Source organism: Crateriforma conspicua, assembly GCF_007752935.1.
Taxonomy (GTDB): Bacteria; Planctomycetota; Planctomycetia; order Pirellulales; family Pirellulaceae; genus Crateriforma; species Crateriforma conspicua.
The window spans coordinates 1685913-1708606 of the sequence record NZ_CP036319.1; the positions used below are offsets into that span (position 1 = coordinate 1685913).

Genomic DNA, 22694 nt, shown 5'->3' on the forward strand with positions numbered 1-22694 from the left:
AGGGATCGACCGACGCAATGACTACATCGAACTTTCACTACGATCTGTTTGTGATCGGGACCGGACCGGGCGGCGAAGGCGCCGCGATGCAGGCGGCCAAGGGCGGTCTGCGGGTCGGTGTGGCCGAACGCTATCAGCAAATCGGCGGCGGCTGCACCCACTGGGGCACGATCCCCAGCAAAGCCCTGCGATACGCGGTCACCAGCACGATGCGATCGCTGCGGAATCCTGTTTTGCGTGAAATGGGTGTCAACGTCAGCCCGTCGATGGCCCAACTTCAACGCGGCACGCAATCGATCATCGGCAAACAGGTTTCCATGCGGCAGTCGTTTTATGACCGCAATCACGTTCCGGTACACCGTGGCCAATGCCGGTTTGTCGACGAACACACCGTACAAGTCGATGACGGCGAGCTGATTCGATCCAAATTCTTTGTCGTCGCCACCGGCACCCGTCCGTGGCGTCCGCCGGGCGTCGATTTTGACCACCCGCGGGTGTTTGACAGCGACACGGTTTTGGATCTGGAAGAACGTCCCGATTCGATCACGGTTTATGGTGCCGGCGTCATCGGCACCGAATACGCGTCGATGTTTCGGAACCTGGGGATCAAAGTCAACTTGGTCAACTCGCGTTCGAAGTTGCTGGAATTCTTGGACGACGAAATCATTGACGCCCTTTCCTATCACTTGCGTGACCAGGGCGTCATCATTCGCCACAACGAATCGATGGATTCGATCGATCCGCAAGACGATGGCGTGATCTTGACCCTGAAAAGTGGCAAGCGTCTGAAGACCGACGTTTTGCTGTGGGCCAACGGTCGCCAAGGAAACACCGATGACTTGGGGCTGGACAACATTCCGATCGAAGCCAACCGCCGTGGCCAAATCGATGTGAATGAACAGTTCCAAACCGTGCTGCCGCACATCTATGCCGTCGGCGATGTGATCGGAATGCCGTCACTGGCCAGCGCCGCGTACACCCAGGGCCGCGCCGCGGCGATGCATTTGTTGGGAACCGCGGACGGAAACCTGCGGGTTCACGACATTCCCACAGGGATCTACACCAGTCCGGAAATCAGTTCGGTCGGACGTAATGAGCGTGAATTGACCGAAGCCTGTATTCCCTACGAAGTCGGCCAAGCACAGTTCCGCAGTCTGGCAAGGGCCCAGATCACCGGCAGCACCACCGGCATGTTGAAACTGTTGTTCCATCGTGACACACGCGAAATCCTGGGCGTGCACTGCTTCGGTGCCAACGCTTCGGAAATCATTCACATCGGCCAAGCGATCATGAATCAGCCCGGCGAACACAACACGATCAACTACTTCATCGAAACGACGTTCAACTATCCGACGATGGCCGAAGCGTATCGCGTGGCGGCCTTGAACGGTGTCAATCGGTTGTTTTAGCAGCACGCGGTGATCGTCTCGGTCACGGGGAATCGACCTGGCTGTGAACATGGTCGAATCAAAATCTGTGACCGAGGCGTCGACATCGAAAGAATTCCTATGCGTCGATTTCGACGCGGTTGCCGTGTTCGTCGCGGCAGTCCAGTTCCAAGTGTTCGGGGAACAGACCTTCGCTGCCCAAGATTTGCACGGTCATCTTGCCGGAATCTTCCATCTCGGTCACTTCGCGACGTTTCTTGTTGTTCAAGTACGCGGCGACTTCGTCGTTGACTCGGACAGTAACGCGATCGATGTGTTCGTTCTTGACGGCCAAAGCCAACATGCGGATGACTTCGATCGACATGCTTTCGGCGGTTTTGACCAAACCGCGTCCCTGACAGCACGGGCAATCTTGATAGATCGTTCGCTTCAAGCCCGGACGAATCCGTTGGCGTGTCATTTCGATCAAACCGAATGGGCTGGTACGCAAGATCTTGGTCCGCGCCTTGTCTTCGGACATCGCGTCACGCAGCGCCCGTTCGACTTTGCGACGATGGCTTTCCTTTCGCATGTCGATGAAGTCGTTGACGATCACACCACCAAGGTCACGCAAACGCAATTGGCGAGCGATTTCCTTGGCCGCCGACAAATTCAAGCGGAATGCGTTTTCTTCGGCCGAATCGTTGCCGCGAAAATTGCCGCTGTTCACGTCGATCGCCACCAACGCTTCGGTGGGATCGATCACGATGCTGCCGCCGTCGGGCAACGGAACCTGCCGCTGGTTGATTTGGACGATTTCCTCTTCCAGCTTGTACTTGTGGAACAACGGTTCCCGCCCTTCGTACAGGCTCAGCCGATCGGCCACCCGCGGCATCACCATCTTTAGAAAGTCACGCGCTTGGTCGTAACTTTCCTTTTCATCGATGACGATTTCGTCGATCTCGTCGCTGAAGATATCGCGGATGGTGCGAATGATCAGATCACTTTCGGCGTAAATTTCGCCGGGATCCTTCTTGTTTTTCACGCGGCGGACGATCGCCTTCCACAGCCGCAACAGGTATTCCAAATCACGTTGCAGCTCCTGTTCTTTGCGTCCCGCGCCGGCGGTCCGAACGATGAAGCCCAGGCCTTTGGGTGGGTTCAGTGACAACAGGCATCGCTTCAATCGTTTGCGATCGTCTTCGTCTTCGATTTTGCGACTGACACCGACGCGGCCGAGCGCGGGCATCAACACCAGATAGCGGCCGGGGATGCTGATATAGGTGCTGAGCGTGGGGCCTTTGGTTCCGATGCCTTCTTTGATCACTTGGACCAGGACTTCGTCGCCACGTTTGAAGATCTCTTGGATCGGCGGCTTCACTCGCGGGCGACCACCTTTGAAGACTCGTTTGCCGCCACGGCCCGATTCACGTGCGCGGCGTGCAGACGCTTCGGCCATTTCATCCGATTCCCGCATGATTTCTTCGGGGTCGTAACCGCCTTGGCGAAAGTACTGCGGTTCGACATCGCTGATGTGCAGAAAGCCGTTGCGGCCGACGCCAAAGTCGACGAAGGCCGCTTGGATACTGGGTTCCAGGTTGACGATTTTGCCCCGATAGATGTTGCCCGCAAATGCTTCGACGCTCTTGCGTTCCATGTACAGCTCTTCCAGCCGATTGTCCTTCAAAATGGCAATGCGGCTTTCTTCGGGCTGCAAAACGTTGATCAACATTTTGGTCGTCATCGTTGGTTCACCTCGTTCGGTGTTGGGCCGGCTGGATGTCGGCATTCGTGTTTGATTCAACCGCCAAGGCGAATCGCCAAAGAAAAACTTTGGGGTCAACGAATGCTTACATGGACGCCGACGGTTTCAGTGTTTCATGTTCGGATCCCGGCGGTGATGCCACCGCGTATTGGTCGGGATCATCGGGTGTAAAGTCTTTGACCAGCACGATTCGCGTGCGGGTGATGGTGGATCCGGCGGGGATCCAGTGTTGGACATTCATCAATTCCAGGACATCGCCCGGCTTCAGAGCGGCGCCGTCGACGCTGTTCATCGACAAGTGCAAACGCTGTTGGTGTTCGAATTGAGGATCGGGTGCCACGCGGTCGTGCGATTCGCTGGCATCGCACAACTGCATCACGGGGACTTGTTGGGACAGATCCGCGGTCACGGTTTTCTGTTTCCGTTGGACCGAAACATGAGGCTCGTCTTTCAAACGCTGGATCGATGATTCGACCGCCGCCAGATCGGCATCGGCGGGAATCGTGATCACGTAGTCGGCACTCTGCAGACGCGCCTTGCCGAAACCTTCGGGAAGCCGCGCGACGCTGCGGATCAGCAAACCCGGTTGCCGGTCGCCGGCCAGCACCGCCAACAAATCGGCCGGAGCCGGAGACTCGGTTAATTCAATTTCAACGACTTCGTCCAGGCTTTCGATGCCCAACGCCAAAGCCGATGGGAATCCGATCCGCGGCTTGGGGTGAAAGCCCTCGGTCATCGACAGCGGCAAACGCACGCGGCGGGCCAACCGTTCCCACAAGGTTGCCAAGTCCCGATGGCTGATCCAACGCAGCAAGCCGACTTTGGCGAAACGAATGCGATAGCGGACGCGCATCAACTGACCACCAATTCCGGAACGAGTTCACGCAAACGGCCGATCAAATACAGATCGACGTCCCGCGCCGCTTCGAACGTCATCACGCGTTCGGCGATCGCCTGGCATTCTTCGATCGACACGCTGCGGATCGCCTTTTTGACCCGCGGCAACGACGACGGCGGGACGCTCAGGTTTCGGATACCCAGTCCCAGCAACAGCAACGCCCGCGCAGGGTTGCTGCTCATTTCACCGCACACGGCCAACGGGGTGTCGTTGGCGTTGGCGATTTCGACGCTGCGGCGAATCAGCGACAACACCGACGGATCGGTCGACTGATACAGTTCAGCCACGTATTCGTTGCTGCGATCGACGGCCAACGTGTACTGTGCCAGGTCGTTGGTCCCGATGCTAAGAAAGTCGACTTCGCGGACAAACCGATCCAGCATCAAAACGGCCGCGGGCACTTCGACCATCATGCCGATTGGAATGTCGCTGCGGAACGGGACGCCGGAAACGGCCAAGTCTTCGGCGACCGTACTGAGCAGCATTTTGGCTTGCCGCAGTTCTGCCAAAGTCGTGATCAAGGGGAACATCACGCGGACATCGCCGTGGACCGCGGCACGAAGAATCGCCCGCAATTGGGGGCGAAACAGGTCCAGGTGACGCAGCGACAAACGGATGCTGCGGAGCCCCAGGAAGGGATTGTTTTCACGATCCACTTGCGGGTGCCGCCCCATTTTATCGGCCCCCAAATCCAAAGTGCGAATGACGACCGGACGGCCATCCATTTCGCGGATCACTTGGCTGTACGCCTCGTAGTGATCCTCTTCGCTGGGTTCTTCGGCACTGGATAGATACAGGAACTCGGTCCGGTACAAACCGATGCCATCGGCCCCGCGTTCCAAACACGACGCGGCCTCGTGCGGAAATTCAATGTTCGCACTCAAGCGGATTCGGACGCCGTCGGACGTTTCGGCCGGCAGCGACCGCAGTTCCGACAAACGCTGGGCCAAGTCCCGACGTTCTTCGTTGCGGCGGCGATAACGAGCGACGGTTTCTTCGTCGGGATCGACGATCAACCGGCCATGGTCGCCGTCGACGATCACCAAGGTTTGGTCGCTGATCTTGTCCAAGAAAGGTCCGATGCCGACCACCGCGGGCAATTCCAATCCCTTGGCCACGATCGCCGTGTGCCCGCCGGGGCCACCGGTTTCGGTACAGAAACCCAACACGTGTTGACGATCCAGGCTGGCCGTTTCGCTGGGCGTCAGCATGTGGCACAACACGATGGCCGATTCGCTCAGGTCTTCCAGCGGCCGACGCGTTGCCGCACCGAGTTCGGTCAACAGTTGACGTTCGATGTCCAGCACATCTTGCGCTCGTTCGGCCAACAGCGGATTGTCCAGCCGTCGCAGTGCGGTCGCGTAATTGTGCAGCACGCGACTGACCGCATAGGCGGCACTGTGACGTTGGAAAGCGATCCGCTTGGTCAGTTCAGCGTTCAGCCGCGGATCATGCAGCATCTGCAGTTGGGCCGAAAAGATGTCACCGGTTTCTTCACCCGCAACGGCAGCAGTCTGCATTCGATTGGCTTCGATTTGTTTCGAAACCTCTTCAATGGCCACGCGCAGCCGCATCTGTTCGGCAGCCGCGTCGCTGGCCGCGATATGACAACGCGGGATGCTGTATCCTTCGGCGTTCAGCACCAAGGCTGGTCCGATGGCAACACCCGGCGCAACGGGAATTCCTTGCAGCTCGACCATCATCAGTCGACAAGCCGTGACGGGTGCGTGACGTGGTTTTCCGTCGGCGAACACGTTCACAACGTTGGTGTCCAAGGGCGATGCAGATCGATGGACCCGCATGTCACCGCCGTTCACCGTGTGAACGATCCGATTCGCACCATCAGCGGCTCATTCCGTAGGCTCGTTTTGGCTTGTATTGGTTGGTTGTTTGGTTCGGGCCAAGGCCCGGTGTCTTGTTTTGTTGGTGACGGCACCGGTCAGATTGAACCGCGACAATGATCAATCGGATCGGGCGTCCTTGTTGGGTCTGTGGGGGCGTGGAATCGGCAAGGAAGTCCAATGTTTCGATTTCTTGCGTCTTTCCAATCACCGCCCCAATGGCTTTCTGAACGATTGTCGCCTGGACATCAGCCCGCGTCTGGACGTTGATCGGGTATCGGCCGCGAAGCAAGCCAACGTGCCGAATCGATCGCTCCACGCGGGACGTCACATTGACGTCGGATCGGAGACTCCCGTGGCCGGCGGCAAAGTGTGAACCGTGACCCGGCTCCGATGCAACGGCTCGTACGGCGATCCGTTGCCGGGCAAACAGTCGTGGTTCCAGGGTTCGTTCCTAGTGGCTCGGCGTGTGGGCGTTCCGCACGGTCGTTGGTCCGGGACGGTCGTCGGTCCGGCGTGTGAAGGCTCGGCTTTCCAAGGTTCGACTATTTCAAGGTTCGGCGGGATGTTCAGCGTCCTGCAACTGCTTCATTTCTTCGAAGCCGTTTTCGAACAGGGCACTGATCTCTTGGATCGCCGCATCGGCATCGTCGCCTTGTGCCGAAATCGACAACTCGGTGCCCTGGGTGGCGCCCAGGGTCAACAGCGACAAGATGCTTTTACAGTCCACCAATTCACCCGACTTGCCGATCAAGATGTTGCACGTGTACTTGTTGGCCGCACGAACAATCATGTCGGCCGGACGAGCGTGCAAACCTTGCGGATTGACGACGGTGACGGTCCGCTCCAAAGGGCTGGTACTCATTAGCCTGCGGCAAATTGATTGTCGTCTGCTTCTTGCAGCAGTTGCTGGATGTCTTCGGCAGTCTTGCTTTGCTTCAGGAAACGACAGAAGGTTTCGTCACGCAATTGCCGAGAGATGTTCTCCAAGGCACGCAAGTGATCGCCGGGGCGTTCGGGCGGGCTGATCAGCAAAAAGAAAAGTTGAACGGGTTCGCCGTCCAGTGAATCAAAATCGACACCGCCGGGGCTGACGCCGACGGTTCCGACCAGCTTTTGCACGCTGGGGTGTTTGGTGTGCGGGACGGCAACGCCACGGCCGATGCCGGTGCTGCCCAATTCTTCGCGTTTCATGATCGCGGCGATGATGTCGTCGCGTTGGTCGGCGTCGATTTCGCCGGCCTCTTGCAGCGATTGAACCAATTCCTCGATGACGGTTTGCTTGGTTTCGCTGGCCAACTCCGCGCGGATCGCGGATGTCTTGATAAAGTCAGAGAACTTCATGGAAAGCGGGTTCCTTTATGGAAGGTGAATCACGGCAGCGGATCGCAGGGCGGCGGTCGACCAGGGGTGACCGACGCGACTGAAAAATTGAAGGTTGGCACCGTCGCACCACAGGGACGGGACGGGGCCGGACGATCAGTCTTCCGCTGCGGTGGAAGGGTTTTCGATGTGTTTGTGTCCGGTGGCTCGATGACCGGTGCGTTTGTCTTTCAGTTTCCTCAGCTGCTGTTCCACCTTGGGGATCACCAAATCCAATGCCGCCAAGACGTTGCTGGCTTCGGCGGTTGCCACGCAGTCGTCAGCTTGTTCGACCGAGGCACGGATTTCGACAGCGGGCTTGTCCAGGTTGACCAGTTCGACGGTCACCTCGATCGCGCTGACACGGTCGTAAAGTCGACGCAGGCGGCCGGCCTTTTCTTCGATCAATTCCTGATCGCCCGGCTGAAGACTCCCGTGACGTGCCGATACGCTGATTTGCATGCTGTGATCGCTCCGACGAATGTATCCTGCACCACTGGACGATCCCGCCGACGCACGGGGCCCCGGACGAAGAAATGACGAAATGCTTCGTTCCGCCGATCGACGGGCCCGCGACCGCTTTCATCGCCCGCCGTGCCGACCGTCACAGTGCTTTCACCACGGGACGCGATGGTCCCGCGATCGCCGGCCGGAATCGAGCCCCAATCGGGGGCAAATTCCGGCTGCACTGGGATTACCCAGCACGCCGAACACGTCGGCGGCCGCTGACATCTCTCCATCCGCCAGCAGCTTAACTCTCTTTGAGGTATCCCAAGCATAAAGGGAATTGGCCGCCGCGAATAGCGATCCTTTTTCACCAATCGACCGGGAATCAATCCCCACGCCCCCGATTCCCCACATCCGCCGCTACCGGCCCGCCGCCTGTGGGCCCTGCGTTCGGCCCCGAAAGTGGACCCGAAACCGCGTTTTTACCGCCTTGTTGTCCGCCCGAGGCGATTCTCCCCCGTGACAAACGAACGCCTGAACTGCTATTTTCTGCGGTTTGTCCCCCAACGCCTTCTTCCCTTTTAACCCCGACCCCTCTCGATGCCACGTTCGGTCGTAAGCCGCCAAGAACTCGCCGCCCGAGCACTCGCCACGGAGCAGGAAACTGCTGAAAAGAGACAAAAGAAAAAAAGCAGCTCGCGGAAAACGAAGAAGGCCGCGGCCGATGTCCGCATGAAGCTGTACTGGGGCGTCTTCAGCCAAAACCTGAAGCGGGTCGCCGTGTTCGAATTCGACCAGCGGGACGAAGCCGAAAAACGCGCCGAAGAACTCAGCAAGGGCGGTAAGTCGCCCCACTTTATCCAGCGGGTCAAAGAAGAAATCGCGATGGAGTAGCCCGCGGTGCAGCTGCCCTGGCGCATGCCCGCCGAATGGCACCCCGCGTCAGCGATCTGGCTGGCGTGGCCACACAAAACGGACACTTGGCCGGGCCACTTTGAAAACGTTCCGCCATTCTTTGCCCGCTTGGCCGTCGAAATCGCTCGCACCCACCCGGTGTGGATCGTCGCTGACAAGTCGTTGGTGCCCTCCGCCACTGAATTGATCCGCCGTCAATTCGATGGGGATCCGTCGTCGGGAACTCAGGCGTTGATGGAGATCCGGTTTCTGGAAACGCCCACCGACGATTGCTGGATTCGCGACTACGGCCCGGTCTTTACCTTGCCGCACCTTCTTTTACCCGAGACATCGGGCGAACTTTTGCCCGCGACATCGGGCGAAGTCTCGGCCGCGACACCAAGCGGCGACGCTCGTGATGCTGCGGTCCCGCTTTCCGCCGTCCATTTTCGGTTCAACGCGTGGGGTGGAAAGTACCAGCACTTTCAACGCGACGCCGCCGCCGGTCCTCGCATCGCCGACCATGTGTCGGCTCGCTTGATCGAATCGCCGTTGTGCGCCGAAGGCGGCGCGCTGGAAACCGATGGCAACGGTCGCTTGTTGGTGTGCGAAACCACTCTGGTCGGACCGACGCGTAACCCAGGCATGTCCAAGGAAGCGATCGCCGAAGAACTCTATCGCACCCTCGGCGTGACCGAGATCGTGTGGCTGGGCGAATCTGATCCCAGTGATTCTGGATCAAACGAAATCGGCCACAAAGAATCTTCGGGCGAAGACGCAAACGCTCCCCCGATTTCCGGTGACGATACCGATGGTCATATTGACCAACTGGCTCGCTTCTTGGATCCCTACACGGTGGTTGTCGCGACGGCCGACCATCGACATGGCCCCAGTCAGTTGTCGCTGCAAAAGATCCGCCGGCAATTGATCACTTGGGGGCGTCAAACCGAACCCGCCGTGACGGTGATCGATCTACCGATGCCCGCCCCTCGTTTCATCGACGGGCAAGCGGTGCCTCAAAGTTACTGCAACTTTCTGCGACTCGGCCCCGATCGGATCTTGATGCCGACGTTCCGTGACCGCGAAGCTGACGCTGGTGCGCTGGACATTCTGCGCGGCGCTTTGCCGACATGCCAAATCGATCCGGTGGACTGCTTTGACCTGGCTTGGGGTTTGGGTGCACTGCACTGTGCATCGCTTCATCAACCGGCCGTAACAATCACGGGCTGACCTTCATTCGCTTGGGGCGAATGCTTCATCGGCGGTTCGCTGTTCGTCGACTTTGCAAGGTCGAAACTTTTTCTCAGCTAGTTGGCTTCGATGCCTTCGGCGGCCCTTGGCAAACCGTGAAGATCCTGCGATATTCCTTGTGCGGGATGGAGCAGCCCGGTAGCTCGCGAGGCTCATAACCTCGAGGTCGTCGGTTCGAATCCGGCTCCCGCAACTTCTCTGAAAGGTTGGAACAAGTTCTGACCCAACGGTTAACGAAAAGCCGATGCGTGCTCCGCATCGGCTTTTTTCGTTTTATCCCGCTGTCTACGCACGACTTGCGTCGATGTTCGTGGCGGAGGTTTCTCTGTCGTCTCAGAATCCTGAGAACACTCAGGCCGGCACTCGCGGCCGGATTTCGGTTTCTGGGCCAGAATTCTTACGTTCTCTGTGTCTTAGCCGGTTTGGGTTAGGAGCCGTAGCGACCTCCCTTTCGGTCCAGTTGAGAACCGCGTTTGCCCCTGAAAATCGCGACGTTTCCAATCACCCACTTCGTAGCGACCCACCGAAACGGAGCACAAACACCGTTTGCCGGGTCATGTGATTTAGAGACACTGAGAAGCCCAAATTGCCGGCTTCCAGCCTCAATGGAGAGCGGCGATGCGAACTATCCGTTGAGCAAGACTTGGCCGACGACGCCGAGTAAGAATCCGAGCACGGCACCGATCGCGGGTGCCCTTTGGTTCTCGACCTTCGATTGAGGTGCCAAATCTTGGAACGTCAAATACAGAATCCCGCTGGCGGCAAACAGCATGATGAAACCGACGACTCTCGGGTAAATCGCGAGATGCTCGAAGCCTACCCACCCAGCTAACGGGCCGAGCGGAATGCAAGCCGCCAGCAACCAAACGAGTTTCTTGCCGCCGATGTCCCCGGTCGCATTGAGCTCGCGATGCGCATTGAATCCCTCGGGCAAGTTTTGCAACGCGATCAAAACCGCCAGCAACAATCCGGTCTTCTCGCCGTGCGCGAAGGCAGCTCCCAGTGCGATCGCCTCGGGAATGAAGTCGGACAGCATCGCTACCAACTGGGCGATCGAACTCTTCGACCGCGCCAGCAGCGTCTCCAATCCCCAGAACACAACCGCGCCGGCAACGAAGGCGGTGACGATCCAGCCCAGAGACAATTCTTTCACACCATCCGGCACCAGCACCAAGGCAACGGCCGAGATCAACACGCCGCCGCCGAACGCGATCACGCTGTGACGAAACTCTTCTTCGATCCATTAGGGCGAAATTTTCTCGACCATCGCGATCGCACCACCAATCGGAATGGCAGCCCCCGCCATCGTCGTCAGCAACAACACCTGCACCAATTCGTTCACAATGAGTCCCCGCCGCGTTTTCCGAAAACGGCTGCATCACTGCCGCCCACCAAGTTACCCGTTAACCCGTAGGGCTAGGTGAAGCTGTCTAAATGTAGTATTTGAACTGTGGCCTCGGCTCGAAGCCGTCTAACATCTCTTTCATCACTCCGCCAACACTTCTTGAAAACTTCAAGGTGATCGGTTCTGTCGAAGCGAAGAAGGATGAATTCCAGTTCAGTTTCGTTAGGGACATGATTTCACGGCAAATTTCCTCCATGGAAGAGTCACCGTGGTGTTCTGAAATCTCAAGCGGTGACGGAACGTGACCATGTGGAAAACGCCGAAGGCTTGGAATGTAGCCGGTTGTGTAAAGAAATGTACGGGAACCAACAGTGAACTGAGTTCCCCTTAACACTGGATAGCTCGCTTGCCGCAACAGACGTATCCGATCGTTGTAACGAAACGAAACCAGATCGTGCTCACGGACCGATTCGAGAGCCCTGCGAAATCCAAGCAATTCGCCCGGCCAGTACTCAGAGCTCTTGTGTATGACAATACGCTTTGGAGAGTGACCGGTTTCCCGGCTGTAGCGCTTCACCGCATCGTCAATCAATTGCTTAGCTTGGTCTTCATTGAGGTGCGGACTTCTTCCATTGGCACTCTCATCCCACTCGAAGCTTTTTCCGCGTAGAACGATACCTTCGCCGCGTTCGTCAAATGCCTGGGCAACGCTGGTTCGGATCGTACCCTGCTGTGTTCCCAATGCCTTGAAAAAACTGATTCCAATGAACAGTGATCCAGCTGAGTCCATGATTGGCCCCCACGGGGCAGCGCCGACCTTGTAGTGCATTCCGGTGAAGAAATTCCAAGCGCACCGAGACTTGTGATCAACGTTTCGTGAAACTGGCGTTGCCTCTGTCGTGTGCTGCAGCAGGATTTGCGTTGGGATCCGATATCGCATCAACTCCGCCTTCAACGCCCGCCGAAAATCTCGATGCACTCTTCCAGCGTCGGGATCCTTGTACTCAACGGTCTTGCAGTGTGCCAGGAGATCATCAGGCAATGCAAGAACTAACACCTGTGGTTCGGAATCCAGTTCGCTGAGGTAGTGAGCCTTTTCGGATATTAGTCGCAATGCTTGCTCGAATCGATCGCGTCTGAACTTTAGAGAGCTGATCGCAGCAATCTCATTTGCCGTAATTTTTTCGCGCCACTTCGTTGACATGGACAAACGCGAATAAAAACCTCGGTCTTCTTTGTAGCCAGGGAAATCCAAGTTGACGCCATCGCCAGCGACGCCATCGGCACAATCGCTAATCCATTGCTCGGCTAACCCAATCGACTTGCCAGAACCAATGAACCCAACTCGCACCGTCGATGGGTGCTGGTGATCGTCCTCAACGAATCGCGGACCGTACAACGACAGCCCAGCTTGAGGCGATACGTGCTCTCGTTCGCAACCAAACCGGATAGCTGGTTCGTCGTGAAAAATGCAAGTGACGCGAGGGATAACAAGCTCGCCACTCGCCGAGATTGCTGATTTACTCATGTCTGATTCCCGAACGATGGTCAATCAATTGGTGGTACTCCGAAAACGAAAACAAGTCATCCTCGTATTCGATTTCGTCTGGCTGCGGAATGTCGCCATGAACACCAGGCCAATTGACGGTTGGCTCCACGAATTGAGATTGAATGACCAGCGACTGACCGCCAAAGTCAAACAAGATGCGAGGCGTTCCGTTGCAGAAATAGTCACGCCAAAATTGCAACTCTTGTCGATAGTCAATGTTGTATATTCTAGACTTCCGACTGGTTGCTTTCTTTCCGGTCGCCTTGCCTGCTAGTTCCGCCAAGCCATCTTTGGTGAACCGGCGTTCGGGGCGAATTGAAAAACACCAACTTGAATCGCCGACTTTTTCAAACCGAAGGCTAACCGCCAAGTGTTCCCAATAGCCTTTGCCTTTTCCAGTTTTCTTTGACGTTGGTTCCCATGCGACACCGAGCGTCGACCAACGTCCGGTCAGCGTTTGGTATCGAATCGACCGTTTTTCTCCGGATTCGTCAGGGTCGAAGTAGTAGCGGTTGTGATCTCGGTCAAGTTGCAATCCTTTTCTGCCGGTCATCTTGTTCAGCGATCGATTCAACAAATCGACATACCAGCGCAAGCGATCTGGGTTCGGCCACCAATCAGAGAATCCATCCTCATCACGCACGTCCGCATGGTCGATCAAGTCGGCAAAGGGCGAATCGACTGACTCAAGATCGCAAAACGTCATGAGTCGCTTTTCTCGAATGATGTAAGGCGTCATGAAACCGACGCCACCATGCTTAATGAGGCCAGTCTTCACTGCTCGCTCACTGACAGTGCATGGTGCCGAAAAAACATAGCGAGGCATCCTCTCGACCGGCAGAAGGCTACTGGAGACGACTTCGTCTTCATAGTCACCAGGGTCAAAAGTACTGCGAAAGCGATCCTCGAATGAAAGCTGTCGGTCCACCCAACGCTCATGTTCAACTCGCATCTGTACCAGACGATCGACGGTATATTTTTCGTGTTGTCGATCGATAATCGTGTGGTGCTCCGTGCAAAGAACGATCAAATTCTCGTATCCGTCGATTTCGCCACCTGGAATCGTCTTGTCTCGACGCGGTCCGTCATCCCCTTGACCGACGATGTGTGCCATTTCGCCAAGAATTACATCGGGCGTCTGTTCATCGCCTTCGAGATACAGCTTCCGTCGGCAGCCCGGAAAAGCGCATCGACATCCCGATCGAGTCCAGAGAATCAGCTTCGTCCGTGGTTTGATTGCCATTCGCTCCGTCTTGCCCTTTGATGTTGAGTTTTGCTGACTTGCCTAATGCCCGGCTGTTTTTTCGACCCGCTTTACAAGCGATCTAAGTTGCTTCTGATCGCAATTAGCGAGGACTCGAAACACTTCAGGCTGCTCGAAGATGCGATCTGCCATTTTCTGCGGTAGATGGCGGGCTAAGAGAAGCAATTCGTCTTCGTCCGCTTCCAGCACATCGGCCAAGCGGTGGATCAGTGACTCCGACGGCGAACCGTCGAAGTCGAGTCGGCCTCGCTCAACTTTGCTGAGGTACGAGAAGCCGACGCCGACCAGCGGAGCGAGTTTGCGCAGCGAGTAACCCTTCGATTTGCGCAACTCGCGAATTCGGTCACCGAATGCATTCATGTTGATCTGCCTGCCTGCTTGTTACCGGACGCAGATAATCTTACATTTGTAGCAGTCGGCAGGCAACACGCTGCGTGGCGACGACACCATGTATTTTTGCACCGTTATTCTTGGCACGAGGGATCGAGCGATTGAACGCAGTTGAGATTGAGGAGGCAGTCAGCAAGCTGGTTGAAGCAGCGTTTGATGCGGCGGAGTTTCCGTATGCGTTCCTGGAGGCGTTCGGGAACAAAGACGCGACGATCAAGCGTCTGCGCAGCGTTGGAAAGAACACCACTAACAAGTCCGATGTCGAGGGCGATGGCGTGGTTGCTGTGCTGCAACGAAACAACATTCACATCGCCAGTTGCGATGGCGGCGGTTCTGATGTGGTCGCAGATTTGCTGGGTAAGTTGACCGACAGTGCGGCGACGGCGAAGCACAAGGCGAAGTTTGCTCTGGCGACCGACGGTGATACGGTCCATGCGGTGAGTTTGAATTCCGACGAACCACCGTTGGTTTGCGAGTTCAGAGATCTTGACGATCACTTTGGCTATTTCCTGGAATTGGCCGGCATCTCGACTGTTCGGCAGATCCGTGAAAATGCGTTCGATATCAAGGCAACCGGGCGGCTGAACCGGTTGTATGTCGAGCTACTGCGGAACAATCCCGATTGGGACGGTGACAAACGCCGAGAAGAACTCAATCATTTCTTTGCTCGCCTGATCTTTTGCTTCTTTGCCGAGGACACCGGCATCTTTCACGAAAAGGATCTGTTTACTGAAACGGTTCGCCAGATGAGCGAAACGAGTGGCGCGAACACGCATTGGGTTTTGGCCGAGTTGTTTCGGGCGATGGACGTTCCGATAAAGGATCGCGACGCGGCGAACCTTCGTCCGTTCGCGAGCCAGTTTCCCTATGTCAACGGTGGGTTGTTCGGCGGCGGCACCAGCGAAGGCGACGTTCCTAAGTTCACCCAAATCGCTCGCTCGTATTTGCTACACATCGGTTCGCTCGATTGGACGCGAATCAACCCGGACATCTTTGGTTCGATGATCCAGGCCGTTGCCGATGATGAGGAGCGTGGGGCACTGGGCATGCACTACACCAGCGTGCCGAACATTCTCAAAGTGCTCAATCCACTTTTCCTCGACGACCTGCATGAGAAACTGAAAGAGGCCGGCAACAACGCTCGCAAGTTGTTGAATCTTCGCAAGCGTCTGGCCCGCATCCGCGTGTTCGATCCGGCATGCGGCAGCGGCAACTTTCTGGTCATCGCGTACAAACAGATGCGTGCGATCGAATCGGAGATCAACATTCTTCGCGGCGAACCCGAACGGGCGTCGGATATTCCGCTCACAAACTTCCGTGGTATCGAGCTGCGGCACTTCGCCGTCGAAGTTGCTCGACTGGCGTTGATCATCGCCGAATACCAATGCGACGAACTCTATCGTGGCCAGCGATTAGCACTCGCCGAGTTTCTGCCGCTCAATAAAGAGAACTGGATCACGCACGGCAATGCGCTGCGTCTGGATTGGTTGAAGGTATGCCCACCGACAGGCACCGGTGGAATCAAGTTGACTGAAGACGACCTGTTTCAGACGCCATTGGAGCAACCGGAGATTGATTTCGAGAATGAAGGCGGGGAGACATACATCTGTGGGAACCCGCCGTATTTAGGGTCAACTTGGCAAACGACAACACAAAAGGAAGAGCTCGGTCATATCTTCTCGAAACGAACGAAACAGTGGAAGTCGCTCGACTACGTCGCGGGTTGGTTTATGAAGGCCGCCGACTATGGCGAGAAGACTGAGTCAGTCACGGCATTTGTTTCCACCAATTCCATCTGCCAAGGGCAGCAGGTGGCACTACTCTGGCCGCTAATACAAAACCGGAATCATCGAATCGCGTTTGCGCACACGTCGTTCAAATGGGCGAACCTTGCATCGCACAATGCTGGTGTTACGGTGGTCATCGTCGGGTTGTCAACACCTTCGTCGAGACCTAAGACTCTTTATTCGATTGGAGATGGCGGCGAAGATATTGGGCGTGTCGTTCCTAATATCAACGCCTACCTCGTTCCAGCGGACGATGTCATCGTTGAGAAGCGAAGAACCCCTATTAGCCAGCTTGCAACGATCGAAGCCGGCGGGAAACCAGTTGATGGCGGACACCTGCTGTTGTCATGTGACGAAAAGCGAACGCTGGTTCGAGAATCGGAAGAAGCCGAATCGCTCATCTTGCGAGTTCTGGGTGCAGAGGAATACACCAACGGAAAGATCCGACACTGCCTTTGGATTTCGGATGAGGTTGCTGAATATGCCAAGAGCATTTCAGCAGTAGGCAGAAGGATTTCTGCGGTCGCTCAGATGCGATCTGAAAGCCCGAAGGCCGCCACGCAGCGGGCTGCGGCAACACCACATCGCTTCGATGAGGTTAAACAGACAGGTCGTGAACGAATCGGGTTGATCCCCACGCTCACCTCGGAAAGTCGTGAATACATTCCAGTTGGACTGCTGCCTCCTGGAACAGTCGTTACCAATCTAGCCTTCGCAATATACGAACCCTCGCTCGCAGAAGTTGCTTTGCTCAATTCAAAACTGCACTTCATCTGGATCGCGACCGTATGCGGCAAATTTAAGACAGACTACCGGTTTTCAAATGTTCTCGGGTGGAACACATTCCCAGTCCCGCCCCTCTCGGATCAAAACAAGTCCGACCTCACCCGCTGCGCCGAAGACATCTTGCTGGCTCGCGAGGCTCATTGGCCGGCGACGATTGCGGAGTTGTATGACCCGGACAAGATGCCCGGTGACCTGCGAGCCGCTCATGATCGTAACGACCAAACACTCGAACGCATCTACATCGGTCGCCGCTTTAAGAACGACACCGAACGGCTCGAAACGCTATTTCGGATGTACACCGAGTTGACGACGGGGAACGCGAAATGAACCGATCACCAACGAAGTCTATAATGAGTTACGTTGCGAGGTCATGTTGATGCCGCTTTCTTCGATCATCTGGGATCTTGATGACGACCCCGAAGGAAATGTTGTCCACGTTGCTGAACACGGCGTGACACAAGAAGAAGTCGAAGATGTCCTGGCAAATCCAACGGACCGGGACACAAGTCACTCGTCCGGTTATCCCGTCGCGTTCGGTGACACTCGAACCGGCAGGCACCTGATTGTGGTCTACGAACAGATCGACGCAGAAACTGTATATCCCATTACCGCTTACGACGTCCCAAGACGCATGCAACTATGAAGCGAATCAAACGAGATCGTCGACTTACCCCGGAAGAAGCGGCGAAATACAAAGCAGTTCGCGAGAATGTCGCTACCGAGTTGCCCGACTTGGTTGCGCGACACCACGATCGCATCGCCGCGAAAGCAAGTAAATCAAGATCAATCCCGTCGGTGTCGGTACGCTACGCGGGCGATGGTCGTTCGACGCGGGCGAACGATATGGGCATGCGCCCGATGCAAGAGCGCGTATGGCAATTTCGTGGCGAGCAGTATCTTCTGCTCAAATCGCCGCCAGCCTCGGGAAAAAGCCGGGCGTTGATGTTCGTTGCACTCGATAAGCTGCATCGACAAGGACTCAAACAAGCCATCGTGGTCGTTCCCGAAAAGTCAATCGGGGCCAGCTTTGCAGATACACAGCTCACTCAGGGCGGGTTTTTCGCCGATTGGAAAGTAGAACCGCAGTGGAACCTGTGCAACGCACCCGGCACCGATGGCGGGAAGGTCGACGCGGTCGGTAGATTTCTGGCGAGCGATGATAAGACGCTTGTTTGCACGCACGCGACATTCCGTTTCGCGTTTGAGAAATTCGGGGTCGAAGCATTCGATGATCGGTTGATTGCCGTCGATGAGTTTCATCATGTATCGGTCAGCGAAGACAACCGACTGGGCGAGTTTGTGCGTCAATTGATCGAGCGAGACAAGACACACTTGATTGCGATGACAGGCAGCTACTTCCGCGGCGACGCTGCCGCCGTGCTGATGCCTGAGGATGAGCGCCGTTTTGAATCTGTTACCTACACCTACTACGAGCAACTCGCAGGCTATCAGTATCTAAAGCAGCTCGACATCGGTTACTACTTCTATTCAGGAAGTTACATCGACGACCTGCCGAAGGTGCTTAACGAAGACGAAAAGACAATCATCCACATCCCCAACGTCAACAGCCGAGAAAGCACGCAGGACAAGCACAAAGAGGTCGAGCATATTCTCGAAACCTTAGGCGAGTGGCAAGGGACTGATGAAACAACTGGGTTTCAATTGGTCAAGACATCCACCGGTCGTGTATTGCGGATTGCCGACTTGGTTGATGACGAATCAATAAAGCGTGAGAAGGTGGCTGCGGCGCTTCGTGAGCCAGCAGGCCGCAACAATCCGAATCATGTTGACATCATCATCGCTTTGGGAATGGCAAAAGAAGGATTCGACTGGGTGTGGTGTGAGCACGCGTTGACAATTGGTTACCGCAGTAGTCTTACTGAGATTGTGCAGATCATTGGCCGCGCGACGCGAGATGCTCCCGGCAAAACGCGATCCAGGTTCACAAATCTGATCGCGGAACCTGACGCAGGCGAGAAAACGGTTACCGAAGCGGTCAACGATACACTCAAAGCAATCGCGGCGAGTTTGCTTATGGAGCAAGTTTTGGCTCCTCGTTTCGAGTTCCGCCCTAAGACGCCCGCCAACGTGCCTCAGCCCGGTTTGGACTACGGTCCGAATGGCTACGACGACGGTGGTTGCAATGTTGGGGTGAACGGAGAAACCGGGGCCGTTCAGGTTGAGATCAATGGATTGGCTGAACCGGAAAGCGAGGAAGGAACGAGAATCTGTCGCGAAGACTTGAATGAAGTCGTGGCCAGCTTTGTGCAAGATACCCGGACGGTTCAGGATGGTCTGTTTAACGAGGACTTGCCGCCTCAGGAAACAACCCAACAACGGATGGGCAAGATCATCCGCGACAAGTATCCGGATCTCTCGGACCAAGATCAGGAAGCCATTCGCCAACGTGCGGTTGCTGCCCTGAATCTGATTCAACAGGCGACTCGCGCAACGCGTGGTAACGGTTCACCGGCGGCCAACACGGCTTTGATCGACGGCATTCGTCGCTACGTGACCGATGTTCGAGATTTGAATGTGGACTTGATTGACTCGATCAATCCGTTTGGCGAAGCGTACAACATCCTGGCTAAGGCGATGAACGAGGATCGACTACGTCAGGTCCAAATGGCAATCGCGGGCAGGCGAGTGCAGTTGACACCTGACGAGGCCCGTGATCTAGCGAAACGCGCTTTGAAATTCAAACAGCAGCGAGGCAAGCTTCCGTCGCTCACCAGTCAGGATGCGTGGGAACGACGGATGGCGGAAGGTATCGCGTTTCTGGCTCGCATGAAGCAGGAGAATGCCGATGGGTAAGAGAAAGACTGCAAGCGTCAGTTTCACTGATGATGACGAAGCACTTCTCGCCGAACTTGGTGTTGAAACAGAGGTAAAGAAGGTCCAAACCTACACACCAAAGCAAGAGCGGATCATCGCCGGGTTTGAGGACATTCAACGTTTTGCTCGCGAGCACGGCCGGTCGCCTCAGCACGGCGAGGGTAACGACATTTTCGAGAGGCTGTATGCTGTGCGACTGGACCAAATTCTGGCCGATGCTGAATGCTTGGAATTGCTGCGTCCTTTGGACGACGACGGTTTGCTGACTGACCGGGTTGCCGAACCTAGCGAGGACTACGAGGTCGGCAGCGATGATGAATTGCTTGAGGCGTTGGGTGTCGGGCCAAGCGACGACGACATCACAACGATGAAGCATGTCCGGACGGCATCGCAGCGAAATGCTGAACGCTCATCCCCGGACGAGGTCGCTCAACGGAAACCGTGTGACGACTTCGATGATTTCCGGCCGGAGTTCGATGCGGTGCAGGCTGACATCGAAACCGGTCGACAGACGACGGAGCTTTACCGGACTAGCACGCGAACGAAGATCGCCAAGGGTGATTGGTTCATTGTTGATGGCCAAAAAGCATTGGTTGCCGACGCCGACAAATGGTTCATGCCAGAGCCGAGTAAACCTGGTCAGAAGGTGGAACGAGATCGACGGCTGCGCGTGATCTTTGACAACGGAACCGAGTCGGATTTGTTGCTGCGTTCGCTCCGTCGGGCGCTCCAGAAAGACGAGGCAAGCCGGCGTATCGTTCCACCCCAGCCGCAAACTGAAGAGGATGATAGCGACTTCGGCCCACTGTTTTCCGATGACGTCGATGACGACGACACGGCATCAGGCACGATCTACGTCGCCCGTAGCCTTTCCGAGGATGCGTTCATCCAAGAGAACCGCGAGGTGTTGCACAAGATCGGCGTCACGGGCGGCGATCCGGCTACCCGCATCGCGGGAGCCAAGAAAGACCCGACGTTCTTGTTGGCCGAAGCCGAACTGGTCGCCACTTACAAACTTGCGAACATCAACCGCAAAGCACTCGAACAAACGCTGCACAAATTTTTCGCCAAAGCCCGCCTCGACCTCGCCCTAGCCGACCGCTTCGGCGACAAGGTTCACCCGCGTGAATGGTTCCTTGTGCCGCTGCCGGTGATCGCTGAGGTGGTTGATCGAATCAAAGACGGCAGCATCAGTGGCTATCGATACGACTCGGAAACAGCGACGCTGCAGAAAATTGTCTGATCACGAATGAACGAACCGAAAAGCTTTCCGCAATTATCTACATATCGCCACGTGGCTGATGGAACTAGAGGATAAGAAAATTGTGCATTCGCATGCCCGTGACTTCCGTGCGTAGGCACTTTATTGACCATTCAGGAATCGGATTACCGTGTATCGACTGACCGAAAAGAGAAAGCGTGAGGCACAAACCGTCTTCGATAAATACACTCGTGACCTGCACGACCATCGCTGGATAAACACCACTCGCCTTGAAGCCGAGCTAAGGTCGATTTGGGATCTTGGATACCAGGAGATCAAGGATGTCATGATTGATATGGCGGAACACCATACAGAACTCACTCATCTATCTGCATTCTTTATGGAGCACAACAACCCGATGGGGGTGGTTTCAGAGTTTCAAGAGACCCTGGCGCGACTCTACGGTCTATCAGGTTGGAACACGGACTCGAACCAAGAGTCGGCGCGCAAAGCCTACTGGGAGCGAGCATTCGCAGTGATATCGGGGTTCGATCTAGATCATGGATCCGATCGCGATTCAATCATTACGATCACCTCTCTACTCGATCAACAACTGCTTGAGAGGATTCTTAGAAATCCCACGGACATGCGCTCGATGAATCCACGAGCCTTCGAGGAACTGATTGCTGAAATCCTTGATGGATTTGGTTTCGGTGTCGAGCTTTCCAGCCAAACACGCGACGGAGGTAGGGACATAATTGCGATCGCCAATCATGAAATTGCAAAAAGCAAATATCTGATCGAATGCAAACGCTACGCTGAAAAACGAAAGATCGACGTCCAGGTAGTTCGCTCGCTTCACGGCGTAGTTCATGACGAACGAGCCACCAAGGGCCTGATCGTAACAACATCTAGTTTTACAAAACCCGCCATCGAACACATCGAGCGGAATGAATGGACTTTGGAAGGACGAGACTTCGGGGGTATTTGTGATTGGTTGAAAAAATATCAGCAGATTCGTTTTGGTAGTGCACAATCCCCATCGTTAAAATGATTTAGCTGGCGGCTTCAGTGTTTTCCAGTCGAACCAGGTGCGTGATGTCGACCTTGACGATCGCGTCCACGACTGAACGGGAATGCGAATCGCTACGGACGTAAGGCGAATAGCCGTGGTTCGCGACCAGTGTGGAGGCGGAATGTGAACAATGGCCTTTTGAAGCTATCTAGCAGACGACTTGGTTCCGGAGAACGTCGCTGAGTAAACCAATGCGGTCAAATACTCTTAAACTGAAACAGCATGGATAAAGACTCTTCACATCCCGACCCGATTCACGAGCTTGCAGATCAATTTGTAGAATTGCAGCAGCGAGCCATGGAGGTCTACGAGCCAATTGTTACTTCGATCGTTGAAGGTGAATCCACAGAAAAGCAATTCATCGAATCAACGCTTGATGGATTGCTTGGCTTCGCGGGCAGTGACGATGGCCTCGTTCTCTACTTGAAACTTTGTCGGTACTTCTGGGAACTCGATCCAGAAGCAACCGCATCTTACGTCCAAGCCTATCGCGAGATGTGGGACAATGAGCCTGAAGGCAGGCAGAATACCCCAGCTGACATTTAGCAGCCTCGCTTTCGCGTCCCGCTCGCTGACTGCTTTTCTTCAACGCAACTTTTGAACGCATTCCGATGCGCCCAAAATTCTGTTTTTTATT

At 55.7% G+C, this 22694-nt stretch carries 20 protein-coding genes, 1 tRNA gene and 1 pseudogene; 12 read left to right on the forward strand and 10 right to left on the reverse strand.

Annotation, left to right across the window (positions count from 1 at the left end):
- Positions 1-17 precede the first annotated feature (17 nt).
- Complete coding sequence (gene sthA, locus Mal65_RS06210; RefSeq protein ID WP_145294908.1) at positions 18-1409, forward strand: Si-specific NAD(P)(+) transhydrogenase; 1392 nt, start codon at positions 18-20, stop codon at positions 1407-1409.
- A 97-nt stretch (positions 1410-1506) separates the two neighbouring features.
- Here the strand turns inward: sthA and Mal65_RS06215 are convergent, their stop codons facing one another.
- From Mal65_RS06215 to ptsP, 3 genes are all read right to left on the reverse strand, one after another.
- Positions 1507-3111 (reverse strand): Rne/Rng family ribonuclease, encoded by a 1605-nt coding sequence (locus Mal65_RS06215; RefSeq protein WP_145294912.1) that lies wholly within the window; start codon positions 3109-3111, stop codon positions 1507-1509.
- Positions 3112-3217: 106 nt separating this feature from the next.
- On the reverse strand, positions 3218-3985 hold the full coding sequence (locus Mal65_RS06220; protein ID WP_145294915.1) for a TIGR03936 family radical SAM-associated protein: 768 nt from the start codon (positions 3983-3985) through the stop codon (positions 3218-3220).
- Positions 3985-5730 carry a phosphoenolpyruvate--protein phosphotransferase gene (gene ptsP / locus Mal65_RS06225; protein WP_145304729.1) on the reverse strand — a complete coding sequence of 582 codons (1746 nt, stop codon included), beginning with the start codon at positions 5728-5730 and terminating at the stop codon, positions 3985-3987. Before ptsP ends, Mal65_RS06220 begins: the two co-directional genes overlap by 1 nt.
- A 244-nt stretch (positions 5731-5974) precedes the next feature.
- On the opposite strand from ptsP, the gene Mal65_RS06230 reads away from it, so the two are divergent.
- Positions 5975-6247: a hypothetical protein gene (locus Mal65_RS06230; protein WP_145294917.1), complete on the forward strand. Its 273-nt coding sequence runs from the start codon at positions 5975-5977 to the stop codon at positions 6245-6247.
- 174 nt (positions 6248-6421) lie between these two features.
- Here the strand turns inward: Mal65_RS06230 and Mal65_RS06235 are convergent, their stop codons facing one another.
- The 3 genes from Mal65_RS06235 to hpf all read right to left on the reverse strand — a co-directional run bounded on the left by Mal65_RS06235 (position 6422) and on the right by hpf (position 7695).
- Positions 6422-6736 carry an HPr family phosphocarrier protein gene (locus Mal65_RS06235; protein ID WP_145294920.1) on the reverse strand — a complete coding sequence of 105 codons (315 nt, stop codon included), beginning with the start codon at positions 6734-6736 and terminating at the stop codon, positions 6422-6424.
- Positions 6736-7215, reverse strand: a complete 480-nt coding sequence (locus Mal65_RS06240) for a PTS sugar transporter subunit IIA (protein ID WP_145294923.1) — start codon at positions 7213-7215, stop codon at positions 6736-6738. The genes Mal65_RS06235 and Mal65_RS06240 overlap by 1 nt, the downstream gene beginning before the upstream one ends.
- 135 nt (positions 7216-7350) lie before the next feature.
- Positions 7351-7695 (reverse strand): ribosome hibernation-promoting factor, HPF/YfiA family, encoded by a 345-nt coding sequence (hpf, locus tag Mal65_RS06245; protein WP_145294926.1) that lies wholly within the window; start codon positions 7693-7695, stop codon positions 7351-7353.
- Between the two features lie 585 nt (positions 7696-8280).
- Here hpf and Mal65_RS06250 point away from each other — a divergent pair.
- The 3 genes from Mal65_RS06250 (at position 8281) to Mal65_RS06260 (ending at position 10018) form a co-directional block, all read left to right on the forward strand.
- Positions 8281-8574, forward strand: a complete 294-nt coding sequence (locus Mal65_RS06250) for a hypothetical protein (RefSeq protein WP_145294928.1) — start codon at positions 8281-8283, stop codon at positions 8572-8574.
- Positions 8575-8580: 6 nt separating this feature from the next.
- Entirely contained in the window at positions 8581-9804 is a 1224-nt protein-coding gene (locus tag Mal65_RS06255; RefSeq protein ID WP_145294931.1) for an agmatine deiminase family protein, read from the forward strand.
- A gap of 140 nt (positions 9805-9944) precedes the next feature.
- Positions 9945-10018, forward strand: a tRNA-Met gene (locus Mal65_RS06260).
- A 432-nt stretch (positions 10019-10450) separates the two neighbouring features.
- Here Mal65_RS06260 and Mal65_RS06265 read toward each other — a convergent pair.
- From Mal65_RS06265 to Mal65_RS27150, 3 genes and pseudogenes are all read right to left on the reverse strand, one after another.
- Positions 10451-11167 (reverse strand): annotated as a pseudogene (locus tag Mal65_RS06265) (ZIP family metal transporter).
- An 88-nt stretch (positions 11168-11255) separates the two neighbouring features.
- Positions 11256-12698: an argonaute/piwi family protein gene (locus Mal65_RS06270; protein ID WP_145294934.1), complete on the reverse strand. Its 1443-nt coding sequence runs from the start codon at positions 12696-12698 to the stop codon at positions 11256-11258.
- Positions 12691-13425, reverse strand: coding sequence for a hypothetical protein (locus Mal65_RS27150; protein WP_231131293.1), 735 nt, complete (start codon positions 13423-13425; stop codon positions 12691-12693). The genes Mal65_RS06270 and Mal65_RS27150 overlap by 8 nt, the downstream gene beginning before the upstream one ends.
- 231 nt (positions 13426-13656) lie before the next feature.
- On the opposite strand from Mal65_RS27150, the gene Mal65_RS27155 reads away from it, so the two are divergent.
- On the forward strand, positions 13657-13983 hold the full coding sequence (locus tag Mal65_RS27155; RefSeq protein WP_231131294.1) for a hypothetical protein: 327 nt from the start codon (positions 13657-13659) through the stop codon (positions 13981-13983).
- A gap of 21 nt (positions 13984-14004) precedes the next feature.
- Here Mal65_RS27155 and Mal65_RS06280 read toward each other — a convergent pair whose 3' ends face one another.
- On the reverse strand, positions 14005-14343 hold the full coding sequence (locus Mal65_RS06280) for a helix-turn-helix domain-containing protein (RefSeq protein WP_145294940.1): 339 nt from the start codon (positions 14341-14343) through the stop codon (positions 14005-14007).
- A gap of 131 nt (positions 14344-14474) precedes the next feature.
- Here Mal65_RS06280 and Mal65_RS06285 point away from each other — a divergent pair, with 131 nt between their 5' ends.
- The 6 genes from Mal65_RS06285 (at position 14475) to Mal65_RS06310 (ending at position 22603) form a co-directional block, all read left to right on the forward strand.
- Positions 14475-17273 (forward strand): class I SAM-dependent DNA methyltransferase, encoded by a 2799-nt coding sequence (locus Mal65_RS06285; protein ID WP_145294942.1) that lies wholly within the window; start codon positions 14475-14477, stop codon positions 17271-17273.
- A 49-nt stretch (positions 17274-17322) separates the two neighbouring features.
- Positions 17323-17589, forward strand: coding sequence for a hypothetical protein (locus Mal65_RS06290; protein ID WP_165701105.1), 267 nt, complete (start codon positions 17323-17325; stop codon positions 17587-17589).
- Positions 17586-19760, forward strand: coding sequence for a hypothetical protein (locus Mal65_RS06295; protein WP_196784618.1), 2175 nt, complete (start codon positions 17586-17588; stop codon positions 19758-19760). Before Mal65_RS06290 ends, Mal65_RS06295 begins: the two co-directional genes overlap by 4 nt.
- Positions 19753-21024, forward strand: coding sequence for a GIY-YIG nuclease family protein (locus Mal65_RS06300; RefSeq protein WP_145294948.1), 1272 nt, complete (start codon positions 19753-19755; stop codon positions 21022-21024). Before Mal65_RS06295 ends, Mal65_RS06300 begins: the two co-directional genes overlap by 8 nt.
- 148 nt (positions 21025-21172) lie before the next feature.
- On the forward strand, positions 21173-22036 hold the full coding sequence (locus Mal65_RS06305; RefSeq protein WP_145294951.1) for a restriction endonuclease: 864 nt from the start codon (positions 21173-21175) through the stop codon (positions 22034-22036).
- A 243-nt stretch (positions 22037-22279) separates the two neighbouring features.
- Complete coding sequence (locus Mal65_RS06310; protein WP_145294952.1) at positions 22280-22603, forward strand: hypothetical protein; 324 nt, start codon at positions 22280-22282, stop codon at positions 22601-22603.
- Positions 22604-22694 lie beyond the last annotated feature (91 nt).